Origin of the sequence: Butyrivibrio sp. M55, assembly GCF_900116865.1 — a bacterium.
Lineage (GTDB): Bacteria > Bacillota > Clostridia > Lachnospirales > Lachnospiraceae > Butyrivibrio.
The window spans coordinates 24676-37311 of sequence record NZ_FPCD01000020.1; the positions used below are offsets into that span (position 1 = coordinate 24676).

Here is a 12636-nt window from a genome sequence, read left to right on the forward strand (position 1 = left end):
GTGATTTTCAATAGTTATCGTTATTAGTTTTTACACCACTAACTATTTTCTATTACACTGTTAACTATCACTTGTATTACACCTTTTATAAGTGCTCTTTAATCCTCAAAAATGTCATATTCTATACTGATCTGATTGTTGTCTCTAGAAATGAAAGCTCCAAGAAACGGTGCTTTGATACTTGTATTAAGTACGATATCTCTTGCTGCTTTCGATGTGGTTACAAAGATAAATGCACTATTTTCGTCCGGTTGCGTATTATGGTTAAAGTACTGTTCGTTCATAGCATTGATGATGGGTGCACCATTTTCATCAATGTATACCACTGTATATACCTTGCCACCCGACATGAAATATATCTGCGCAGGGTGCGCTGCCTTGAAGTATTCCTTTGTGTCCGGCTCCATATTAACGTCGTTCTTAAGAAGTACCCAACCTGCCATTTCATTCTTCTCAAGGAATGGCACTTTACCTGATAGCGCGACATATCTTCCGCTTCCTCTTGAAGTCTCCTTAATATATGTTCCATTGAGTGCATTGATATAATACTTTTTTGCTCTAGAGTCAGCTTTTGGGAAAAGAGCATCAATCTGTTCATTTGTAATACCACCTATCTCTTTGATAAACTGTAGTATCATTTTTGATTCATTGCATAATATCATATTAACTCTCCTTTTAGTGTATTTTGAATGTGTTTGTCCTGGCCAAATCTTCTTTTGTCCCGTGCATTTTACTGTTTGTCCGAGATATTTACATATTTGTCCCCGACAATTTTAAAAATATCCATAATTGTTTTTAAATTTGTCCAAGACAATATTTGCTTTGTCTTGGACATTTATCTATTTGTCCGAGACATCTTTATCTTTCTTTCGAGCTCTTTAGCTTTTAGTTTTTCGTTTATTGTCCGTTTTACATTTAGGTCTGTAGTGTAAAGAGCTTCTTCCTCAACTGATGTGTCGAGCTGAAACATAATTTTCGAACCGTTGCTTATAAATAATCCACAACCTCTTGTCTTAGCAAATGTCTCTGTAAGGATAATTTTATCTCTGTCTGTAAGTTCAAGTACTTCAGAAACAACTTTGAACTGGCTGGGTTTCAAGGAAAGGACTATCACAGATTCTGAGCATGCTATGATTGCTTCACCGGCAGGGTTTTTAAACTCCTGTATATTCTGAGTAGCAAAGCAACACGCCCCACCATAACCTCTTATAAGCCTTGCTTCTTTCTGCATCTGTTGTGCTGCTGAAGGACTCTGCATAAGTCTCCAAGCCTCATCTGTTACACTTACTCCAAATGTGTTCATGTCTGCTCTTATAACTTCATTCACAAATCCTTGGCAAAGATACATAATTGATGGTAAAAGATCTTCTCCAATATCTTCGGCCTCAACATCAAAGGCAATCACTTTTTTATCGATATCTATATCTGTCTGACCATTGAAATTTGAGAATGTTCCCGAAACAAATGGATCAAGAAGCTCAGCGTATATCGAAAGTCTTGGATCTCCTTTAATCCTTTTCTGCCAATCCTCAAACTGCGGTGATCGTCTTTTTCTTCCGGTTTCTTTATCCCTCCAAATTGAATTATCATCTTCTGTGATATTAAAGTCAGCATAAAGCTCTTTTAGAAGTGAGTTCATTCTGTTAAGATCTGCAACTGAAAGAGTAATGCTTGAATTGCCTTCTGAATCAGCTAGAAGTTTGAAGAATGAACAAAGATATGTAATCTTTTTTACAAGAAGTGGTGTTTTATTATCTTTTTCTTTTTCCTCTTCATTATCTTTATCTACTTCTAAAATGCTACTCTTTTGAGGATATATCTCCATAGGATTAAATGTAAACTTTGCCCCCGGAGCAACTTTTAAATATATTCCACCCCATTTTTCAACAGCTCCCTGATATTCATAACCTTTAGTAGGTAATATAAAGTATACCTTTACTCCATTTACAAGCCACCTAGCAGCTAGGGCAAGTGTCAAATATGTCTTTCCAGAACCCGGGGGACCGATGATGAGTATATTTCCATTTTTAAACAGACCTGTATTAAAGTTATCGAAGGCAAATATCGTATTATTTTCAAGGTTTGGCCCCATAATAAGCCCTTTGGGATCTGATAAAGTGTAAGTAGTAAAACAGTAAAGATCCCTCAATGTCGATGTGAGCATATTCCTGCTGTTCCTTCTGAATATCTTATTTTGGAAATGGCAAAGAGGTCTTGTCATGTCGTAGAAATCTTCTGTGTCGTAAAAACTCTCTTCGCACTTAATTCCGTTTCCTGATAAGTGCTTAATGAAAAGTCCTTTTCCAGCAAGCAGCTTTTTAAGGTCAGGACCATAAAGTGTGAATACTGTGCAACAATCAAAAAGATCCTCTTTATATTTTCTCATACGGTCAATTATGTAATTGGAATTTGTAAGCTTATTGGCAAGTGAATTCTTTTGTCCTTCCCTATTTGTTTGTTTATATGATACGGACTGCCATGTTTTCTTTCTTTCGATTGCGTTGAGGGTTATATCGTAGTTAAGCTTGTGATAGAAAAAGTCTATATCAACATTAAAACCGACCATGATCTTTCTTGATCTTACCAAATTGAGCCAGTCGGGAATAACCGCGCCAGGATATCCATTATCTTTAATAACAAGGTATGTGGTATAAAGACCATCTATAAGAGCTGTCTCAGGATGGTAGCTAAAAGCCATTCCTTTTGGAGAGAAGTAATCCGCCTTGTCTATTAACTGCTCAGAATATTCTATGCCACGTGAAGCACAAAACTTTCTATAGTCACTTTGTATCCTTATAACTCTGTTTACAATCGACTCAGTTTCACTAGATTTCTTACAAAATAGCTTATACAGCGTCTCTATCGTATGAAGCGTTGGATTTTCAGATTCTGCTACTAGGTTTCCGTAAGTCTCAAGAATGCTTTTAATTGAATACCTCTGCACCATCATTGCCTGATATATTTCATTGATATCACTTGAGAATTGCCCATTAGTATTGCCCTCATATTTAAAAATGAAATAGTATCTATAATTGATTGTATCTGTAGTACCGAGCTCCTGCACTTTTTCTATAAGCTGATCTCTGATATCTAATCTAGCTTCATCCATACAATCATCTGGGCAAACTTCTCTAAGATGATTTATAAAAGTCTTTACGTTGGTCTTCTCCATAGTCATCTTGAAGTGTCCATCTATAGGACATTCTATGAATAAAGACTTAAAGTTTTCTATTATAGCAAGTTTGTTGGCTTCATCTCGCTGATAATAATTGATAGGAAATATCTCCATTATCATGTGATATTTATTATCATTTGTGATTATCATATTGCCTATAACATCTTTAATACCGGTCTTTGTCTGAGTAAATCCACTTGCGTCAATCTGTGAAAAAAACTTTACTTTCCCTTTTCTCTTAGGCGGTATCGTATTGATTTTCTCGGTGCTTTTAAGATCCTCTTTAAGCGTTTCCGGACTTTCTACTTTTGCGTTTATTGGCTCAGGTTCAGCTATTTGCTCTGTTTTGGTCAAAACTCTAATCTTATATTCTTCCTGCTTTTTTGCTTTTTTTTCATTAACCGAGATTATCTGCGATGTTTCTGATAAATTGTTTTGTGAATCTTGCAAGCTGTTTACTGATAGTGTCTTCAGTTTCATCGGATGCTGCAAGGTTCTTGTCGTCCCAGAAATCTCTGATCTTTCTATATGCTTCACTTGTTTGCTTAAACTTACTGTTTTTAATTTCATCGTTCACGCTCCCTAATCGTAATCCTCTTCTTATTACAAGATGCCGTATCCATAGCATGATGACCTGACATATAGATTTATTTCGTATGCCTATAAGGTTGAATATAATCGCCAATCCGCAAAAGACCAAAGTAAAGATTATCTTTGCTTTAATAATGAATGGAAGCGCCCAAATAATTGCTCCGATGACTCCTGCGGTAGCGCTTGCTTCGATAATGTTTCTTATGAAAAATGGCCCGATTTTTTTTTGCATGGACCTATTGTTTGGTACAAAATCCTGAATCTGATTAACTTGATTTGCCATAATAGCTGGTCTCCTTTATAAGATATCTAGGAATTTGCAGTCATAATAATCAAATATCTGCATTTTCTCTGCTTTATGTGAATCCATAGAATTGAGGATCTCCATCTCATAGACAAAGGTATTATCTTCTCCAACTTTAAGTGTCGTTGGGAAATATTTGCTAACCTTTTCGATATCCTTGCAAGACCATATATAAACTGTAAGGATTCCTCTAACGTACATTGGCATTCCGTTCTGATAAATCATGAACTTGCTCGTCTTATAGTCGGCTGTCATCTGAAGTTCTACATCAGAAAAATCTGCGATCATTTCTGAAAGAACAACATCCTGATCTGTATCGTCGTCATATACGACATCTCTGAACATAGATGAAAGAGTGTTGTAATAGGTGTCATAATCTGTCCTAACTTTCCTATAATCAAATGAGAATAATTCTGTCCCAATCGCATCTGCCCTATCGCTGATAGCCCGCATCTTATAATCGCCAAGTTCTTCATAAAGCTTTTTATTATTTGTGTAACCTTCAGATTCAGACGGATAAGCATATTCAAAAAGCCTATTGTCTACTTCTTCTGAACCATCAAAAGCTGTCTCTCCAATATAGTTTGGCTTATTGGTCTCGGATTCAGGCTCGGTACTACCTGAAGACTGTTCTTTTGTTTCGTTTGCAAATTTATGGTTGTAAAGATAGTAACCACCTGAACCACCAGCGATAAAACTGACAGCAAGTGCGATTGCTACTACTGTTTTATTGAATGGACTTTTCTTCTTTATGTTGCTTTTAAATGTGTATATTTTACTCATAAATCCCTCCTGTTTACCCTTCTAATATTACACCTTTTGTGTATTTTATGCAAATAAAAAGCCCATAAAAACGTTATGGGCCCAAATATCGATATCCAAAATCATCTGCACGTATCGTCGTCCACATCTAGTGTTATCTCTGTGCTTAGTGAAGTAGCTGCCTCTCTATAATTTTCTTCTAATCCCTTTATATAAGACTCAGTTTCTTTTTGATAATCATCCCTGCTACTTGCGACTACAACATCTCCTTTTAAGAGAACAAAGGAAAATGCGTCGATAGTATTATACGATTCTATGTACAATGTTATATCGTCATATCCATCTACACTTGCAGTAAAATGAGACACACTTCCTTCAGAACCTGCACTCTCAGGTATTATTATTATCCGCTCTGAAGGATAACCCGAATTATTTAGAAAATTTGTCAGCGCTTCCGTAAAAAGTATGTGATTTCTTGTGCTCATCATATCTTTTGACATTAATACATCCTGGTCATCGATATATCCTGTTATCTGCCCTCTTTCATTTTCAAGTAGCCTGTCGCCTTCATAAAATTCATCAGGTACAGATGCTTCCATTGAACCTTGTACGGAAATATTGATATCGGATTCCTCTCCTGCAACTTCTTCATCTTTGCCTGAAAGAACCGTATATATGGAAAAGCCTAACACTACTACCACTCCTGCAATGGTCACTATAATGGCTGTTCTGACTTCTTTCTTCATCAAAGTACTCCTTATTTACTTCTTGGATATGATATCGCTATAAGATTTCCGGCATTTTCATTGTATTTGCATATGTCGGCTGCAACTGGCGCATATCCACCAAATTCTATACCTATACTACGATATACGGCTGACACAAATGAAGAACAGTCATAATATCCCTCTGAAGTTCTATTTTCTTGTGAATATTCCTTTCCACACTGGGATAATGCAAAATCAAGTAGCTGCTGTCTTGCTCCATCATCATCATCTGATAGTGGACGGCATATAGAAACAATACGCTTAGGATTAAGACCTGAATATACGCTTCTATACACAACAACTCCCTTTCCGCTTGAAGCGTCTACCATCATATCATTGCCCGCATATATAGCTACGTGCGTTATATTCTTGTGTCTGCCGTTATAACCAGTTGAATAGAACATGATATCACCAACTTTGAGCTCTTCATCGGGATTTATGTCTCCTATAATTATTCTCTCAAATTCCCGCAAAAGTGCTCCGCTGTAAACATATTCCGATTCGTCAAAGCCATAATCCCATTCAGTTCTTTTATACGGCCCAAATTCATAATAATCAGCATAACATCTTAAATTTTCTTCCGATTCATCTAGTAGATTTATATTTATCATATTGTCTACTTGTAAATTAAAGTCAAAAGCATCAACTTCAATAAATCTATATAACGATTTAAGATCGTAATGCCTTAAGGTTACTTTGCCATATAAAACCATTACCGTTGTGGTATCTATGACATGTCCTTCAAGATCATAGTGTTCTATTGTCTTTTCTGCCCAGTCCGGTTCAACCTTCATCCTATATAGAAGCTGTAATTTCCACGGCTTTAAGACAGGATTAAAGAGTTTCTTAAATTCCTTATAGGTAAGATTCTCTGAATTAAGTTCTTTTTTTTGCTGAATTACTTCAATTATCTCTGCGTAGTTCACATCATCGTAAAAGTGTTCTTCCTCATTTTCAAATGATGACATCGTCAGTTCGTAATCATACCCTTCTTTACTGATTATCCAGGGAAGCTCAGATTTTTTTGCGATATCAAGGGCTCTTTCAAAACCTTTATTAATATATTTCTTTGCTCTGTCACACCCTTCAGTAAATTCTTTCTCACTATCATATTCACCGATCTCATCCTCTTCATTATCAAACATATTGAAGAACCAGTTAAACCCCCAGTCAGTATCCTTGATATCGAACTTATCAGAGTATTGCCCCTCAGCATAGTTTTCATCCATTGAGCCAAACGTTGTTTTATAAGTGTAATTCATATTTCCATTAAACATCACTAATAAAAGTATGATCCACATTATCCAGCCAAAACCGCTTTTCCGTGTTTCGCCTGTGATTATCTTTCCCCATGAAGTAGCAACTTTACACGTTGCTTTTGCCGCCTCATATATCGCTACTGCAACAGCTCCTACACCGGTTGAAGATGCTCCTGCTTCAACTCCAGCGGTAGTTACTCCTTCTGCTGCTCCTGCGGCTGCGGCTTCAGCCCCTGCGCTTGCGGCGGCTTCCGCTCCTTTTTCAGCCCCTCTTTCGGCTACCTGCACTGCAACATCTTTTGCAGCCCCTTCAGCCATGCCTTCTGCTGTTTCTGTTGCAATACCACCTATTTCAGATGCCTCAGCAGATGTTTCTTGTGCTTGCGCCGCATTCTCGGTTAAACGATCTACGTTCCTTTCGCTATTCCTTATAGCAGAATAATCTACTTCAGGCGTATTTTCACTACCTGATAAAAGTTCTGATTGTCCTGGAGAAATATCTTCTATTTTTGGAGACTGTACATCTTGAGAGCTTGCGTCACTCTTAGGACCTGTATGATCTTTAAATTTTTCATACAAGTCCTTCGCATCATCTATTAGTTGCCCAGTGTCTATTTCAGAGCCTTGCTCTTGTTGATTTTCTTCATCGTAATCGTAATAATTTGCCATTCGTTTTCTTTACCCTTTTTGCTTCTTAAATTTATCGTATACGGTAGAGAACTTACGAGTATTTAATTTCTTTTCGCTTCTGTCATAGTTAGTTATTACATTTACATATTTTTCAATACTATTTTTATTTCTTTCATTCCATTCTTTGTTTGCTTTATCCTGAGCTTCATTTCCCGTATTAGTGTTCCTTGTTAGTACTTTCTCAGGCGTAATGTCATATACTTTATAGAATCCTGCCGCTTCGTCATTATATCCACCGATATCACCAATATATCTACCTACAGGAGGCTTAAAATCGTTTCCAGTATATGCCATGTTATAGCATGCCCTGTCATGATATGTTCCTTCTGAATCTTTTCCGATAATATGAACAACTGCATCTGACATATTATCAAATTTGCCTGGTTCTATGATAAATCTTACGCCTTCAAGATCTCTAAATTCTGGCAACTGCTCGAACTGACCATCAGTATTATCAAAAGCATTTCCGTTATCATAAACCATACCGTCTTTGTATGACCTCGCCATAAGATCACCATCTCCATCATACAAAGATGCACTTCCATCTGAATTTATTGTTATGTGATCAAGATTGTCTCTAATATCCTGGTCTTCAATTCCATTAATATCTACGCCACTCAGGATGCTTGCTCTTTCAAAGTCTTTTTCACCATCAACGCCGATGACTGTTCCAGCCATCTCAACACCATTAGAATGAATATCAAATACTTCACCCTTAAGATCCGGTGTCTGCCCTGTCAGACTTCCAACAACATTACCCTTTGAACCACCGATTGTGACCGCAGCTTTATTACCATTCTCATCAACATAAATGCCACTCTGCGTACCATCCTGATTGAAACTGATATTCTTAAGTTTAGGAGTTTTCGGACCGTACATGTTATCGAGAAGTGTCTGCTTTGTTGCAGGTGCCATCGAGCTAAGAGCTCTTGCGTCTGTACCACCAGCAAATGCCATCTTAGCCATTGAAGCGTCCATCATTTCAGGCGTAAGTTTAGATATTGTATCTTGCATCGTACCAAGTTTCTTAGCACTCTGCAAAAGTCCTCCTGTACCACCGATAGATATTTCGCCAGAAGAAAGAGTCTTTAAAGGATGTGATGCATCTTTTAGCTTTTTTCCAATTTGTACCATCCCAGGATTCAATCCGTTAACTCCTGCTCTGACAAGCGCACCGCCTGCGGCATCCGTTCCTGCCTGCCCGTATCTAAGAAGTCCTCCAAACTGGCGAAGAGATGAACCGATTGAATCAAATACATTGCCACCGGTAACTGCAACGGAAAGTCCCATAGTAAACATATACCTGTCAACTCTCTGTGCCGCGCGCAAGTATGCATACATGAATATCCAACCCGTCAGAGAGTTATCTTCTAAAAGTCCACCTTCCGTTATCATTTTTAATACCCCTATCATGAACACTGCATTCATAAGAAGTAAAAATAGCTGTGATACAAACATCTGAAGGTATTTGCCAAAGATACTTCTTGATACTTTAGATGGAATTGTCCCCGCTGCTACTGGCATAAACACAGCAAGAAGGCAAGACACAATGTATCTTTCTGCTATTTCCACCATGAAATTAAGTACCTCTTTGGCGAATATTAAGCCTATAATAAGATTAAAAATCGCAATGATGGGCTTATACTTTTGCTCAACCATCATGGAACCAAATCTTACTAAAGCTTGCCCTATATTTTCACTTGATTTTACATCACTAAGACTCGTGCCCCAAAATACGGATGAAAGAGTAACTGGATAAAGCACAAAGTACAGCACTGTCCATGCATCGAGACCATTTAAGTGCTCTGGTGCTTTCATCTGTTCCCATAAAAGCATTGTTATGTCAAAGAAAAAATTAGCAAATTGTTCTGATATGAAAATTATAGAGAGCGCTAAAAAAAGTCCACCAACAAGCTGAAGTGGTGTTTCTTTTACATCTGCTATTTTTAAGGCTCCCAGCGCAATCATCCAAAACATAAATATAGTGATAAGGATTGCAATAATAGTTCCTAATACCCTAAATACAGCATACGCATTCCAATCAGTAGCTGTCATTTCAAAGAATGTGGTAATATCAGGTGCAAACTTCTCAAAGAACGTCTGAGAGGTTGCAGATGTCAAGTACTGATATTGCTTGTCCACCCATGCTACCATTCCATTCATTGATTTTGTTGTCACTGCATTTTCCAGGCCATCACAAATTGCTCCTATAGTGATCTTTGTCAAAAGCCCTGGGAAAATAAACGCACTCGATTCAACCTTTTGATTTTGGGTATTTATCATTCCAATCATTAACGAAGCCGCAATTAGTAATGCTGCAATTGCCGAACGCCTTAATTCTTTACTCTTTCTAAATATTTCCATATATTCTCCTTATAACGCTCCTGCCATCCATAATCCTAAATGTATTATTGGTGAAAGCAGATTCATCACGATAATTGATGAAATAAGAATTTCCAGTGCCCTTTTCGCTATTTTGGTTTTTTGTTCATCCATAGCTGCAATTCCTAAAAACGTAAATAGCACTGCAAGGATTATAGTTGCAAAGATTGTATAGCTGTTAACAGCCTGTATAATATATCCTTTTATCTTTATAGGAATTATTTCATTAGGAATCTTGCTAAGCCAATAACTTTGAGAAAAGACGCTGTTACTTAAGGGCGGAGCACTAGGTGCATCTGAGATTACTTCATTGGGCACCTTGTTTTCTATTATAGTAGTGCTCTTTTCGCTGCCAGATATTTTTGTATTATCGTCTGGATAGTTTATCGATTGCCCCGGTATTTTTGAATGCCCCTTTTTTTCTGAAGCATATGATGGAATTTTAAATAAAGCGATTCCAATAAGCAAAAAGAGTAATAAAATAAGTGAATGTGTTTTTTTCATATGTTTTACTCCAAAAAAAGGGAGCTAAAAGCTCCCTTCGATTCTGACGTTGCTTGGTTAGGCAGCTCCGCCAAGTGTATTTGCCACCCAGATTATAAAGTTGGCGAAACCATTCGTCAGATTGACACCAACGAAAGCAATTAATATTACCTTTGCTGCCGATCTGAGTGCACCAACTACCTTCTCGTTTGTACCTGCAAATCCAAGCGAAAGGAAATATCCAAGTACAACCCACGGGAGGATTGTCTTATCAGCAAATCCTACTACCTCGTCAAGTACTGTTTGGTTATTTGCATTTATTGTAGAGAATAATGTATCATCAGCCGCAAGTACTGATACTGTAGTCCCCAATGTCGTTGCAATCATTCCTGCAAGAAGTATTGCTTTCTGAGATGCTGCTTTAAAAGCTCTCTTTGTTAATATATTGATCTTCATTTCCGAATCCTCCTTGTGAAAATCTTATTACACCTATGTTGTATTAAGTATAATACACCCTCGGTGTATTTGCAAGAGTCACTTATTATTGGCCCCCCATGAAAGAGGCCAGTCCTGTGAGCCATGAGTTATCAATATTTTCGTTATCTTGCGGGGTATCTTCTTCAATCTCACCTTCTGGCTCTAAGCTGATTTTTTCTTTTTCGAAAGAAATAGCTTTAGGTTCTCCTACAGTCCTTATTCTTTCTTGTGTTGGTTCATACGCTGATTTTGATTCCTGAGTCATCAGACTTTTTAGCATGTTTAAAAGTCCTGCCGCATCCTCATTATTTTGCTTTTTTTTCTCAATAAGCTCCGAAATACATGGAAGCCTTTTAATATCCTCGTATTTGATAGATGTTGGATCTTTATAACCACAAAGTCTTAAGTACTCAGAAAATAGCTTTGTTATAAATGCCGTTGCTTTTCTTCTTTGAGTCAATTGCTTTAAAAAAAAATATAGTGATACTTCTTCCTTTTTTGATGATGAAAAATAAAGTGTCATTTCGTAGTAGTTCTCTTTTTTTCTGTTATAGCTATTTCCCTTTGCCATGCTTTATCACCTCTTTAAAGAAGCTTGATACATTTGCTTAATTAAAACCGCATAACCTTTTGCATTTGCTCTTGCCGGATCTTTTAGGTAATGTTGATTCGTTATTACCTTGTTTTTATTTATGAATGGCCTAAGTAATTTTGAGCCACCCCCAAGGAATACCACAGGCGTAGATTCAAAGCTGACATTACATTGCGAAAGTTCATTTATAATATTTTCATCTACCCACTTCTGCACTCCGGACAGAATTAAGTTTTTTGCTTCTTCAGGAAGAACAGTTCTATCTTTTTTGATAACGCATTCAATATCTTTGTTTTCGATAGATATTCCAAGAGCACGCTTACAATCAAGAATAATATTCTGATACATGTATAAAATCCCAGATTTTACCGAACTACATGATGCCGTATCGGGCATATGATCAACACAAGAAATTACATCCATTGTTCCGCCACCAATATCTACCGCAACAAATTTGGGATAATTCTTTATGATATCGTCATCTGTATTTGCTACGATTGCAGCATAATCCTGTGGAAATACCTTGCAAAATATCATCTTAAATGAATATTTAAGTCCGTAACACTCAAATTCGATTCCATTTTTCATGTAATCTTCAAGGTATCTGATTTTTTTCTGTGCAGCTCCTTTAGCCATCATATGTGATGGGGGAAGTCCAACGCCCAATGCTATTTCTGTATACTTTGAAATCTCTGCCTGTATATTTCCGTCCTTTCCTACTTTTTTTTCTGCAAGGTTTTTAAGTTCCTTTGCAATTCCAAAAAGCACTAAGATAAGTGAACGCTCATTGACGGTTTTGTCTTCAAGATATTTAAACCTTTTTTGACTAGGCACATAATATACGCCATTATAAAAAAGATATTCATCTACCATTGGTGGCAGAATCTCTGAACTTGTATATCCAGCAGGCATGGTTTCATGAGGGCTCTTGATATCATAGTTGCCTTCGTCAATTCCGGTATATAACAACATATAAATTCAATCCTCCTTTTCATTTTACTATTAGTGTATTTATCGTTAGTGTAATATCATTAGTGTTGAATGTCAATATTTTGTCCCCTATAAATTTGATTTTGGTAGCGGACATTTGAATTCTAGTCGGGGACATTTCCTTTGCCGTACAATTTTGAACTTTAAAACACATTTGTGTATGT

The 12636-nt window shown here is 36.9% G+C and carries 11 protein-coding genes; all 11 read right to left on the reverse strand.

Annotated features, from left to right (window positions below; translation table 11 throughout):
- Positions 1 to 98 precede the first annotated feature (98 nt).
- A complete protein-coding gene (locus BM398_RS15110; RefSeq protein ID WP_092338853.1) occupies positions 99 to 662 on the reverse strand; it encodes a DUF5697 family protein in 564 nt (187 codons plus the stop codon).
- Between the two features lie 173 nt (positions 663 to 835).
- Positions 836 to 3529: a VirB4 family type IV secretion system protein gene (locus tag BM398_RS15115; protein ID WP_175531977.1), complete on the reverse strand. Its 2694-nt coding sequence runs from the start codon at positions 3527 to 3529 to the stop codon at positions 836 to 838.
- Between the two features lie 43 nt (positions 3530 to 3572).
- The gene (locus BM398_RS17255; protein ID WP_092338858.1) at positions 3573 to 4049 is read right to left on the reverse strand and encodes a hypothetical protein; all 477 of its coding nucleotides are present in this window, start codon (positions 4047 to 4049) and stop codon (positions 3573 to 3575) included.
- Between the two features lie 15 nt (positions 4050 to 4064).
- Positions 4065 to 4853 carry a hypothetical protein gene (locus BM398_RS15125; protein WP_092338860.1) on the reverse strand — a complete coding sequence of 263 codons (789 nt, stop codon included), beginning with the start codon at positions 4851 to 4853 and terminating at the stop codon, positions 4065 to 4067.
- 101 nt (positions 4854 to 4954) lie between these two features.
- On the reverse strand, positions 4955 to 5578 hold the full coding sequence (locus BM398_RS15130; RefSeq protein ID WP_092338862.1) for a hypothetical protein: 624 nt from the start codon (positions 5576 to 5578) through the stop codon (positions 4955 to 4957).
- A gap of 11 nt (positions 5579 to 5589) precedes the next feature.
- On the reverse strand, positions 5590 to 7527 hold the full coding sequence (locus BM398_RS15135; protein ID WP_242949829.1) for an NlpC/P60 family protein: 1938 nt from the start codon (positions 7525 to 7527) through the stop codon (positions 5590 to 5592).
- A gap of 9 nt (positions 7528 to 7536) precedes the next feature.
- Positions 7537 to 9912 carry a hypothetical protein gene (locus BM398_RS15140; RefSeq protein WP_092338864.1) on the reverse strand — a complete coding sequence of 792 codons (2376 nt, stop codon included), beginning with the start codon at positions 9910 to 9912 and terminating at the stop codon, positions 7537 to 7539.
- A 9-nt stretch (positions 9913 to 9921) separates the two neighbouring features.
- Positions 9922 to 10434 (reverse strand): hypothetical protein, encoded by a 513-nt coding sequence (locus BM398_RS15145; protein ID WP_092338866.1) that lies wholly within the window; start codon positions 10432 to 10434, stop codon positions 9922 to 9924.
- A 57-nt stretch (positions 10435 to 10491) separates the two neighbouring features.
- Complete coding sequence (locus BM398_RS15150; RefSeq protein ID WP_092338868.1) at positions 10492 to 10869, reverse strand: hypothetical protein; 378 nt, start codon at positions 10867 to 10869, stop codon at positions 10492 to 10494.
- Positions 10870 to 10954: 85 nt separating this feature from the next.
- Positions 10955 to 11461, reverse strand: a complete 507-nt coding sequence (locus tag BM398_RS15155) for a hypothetical protein (RefSeq protein WP_092338870.1) — start codon at positions 11459 to 11461, stop codon at positions 10955 to 10957.
- Positions 11462 to 11467: 6 nt separating this feature from the next.
- Positions 11468 to 12454 carry a ParM/StbA family protein gene (locus BM398_RS15160; RefSeq protein WP_092338872.1) on the reverse strand — a complete coding sequence of 329 codons (987 nt, stop codon included), beginning with the start codon at positions 12452 to 12454 and terminating at the stop codon, positions 11468 to 11470.
- Between the last annotated feature and the right edge of the window lie 182 nt (positions 12455 to 12636).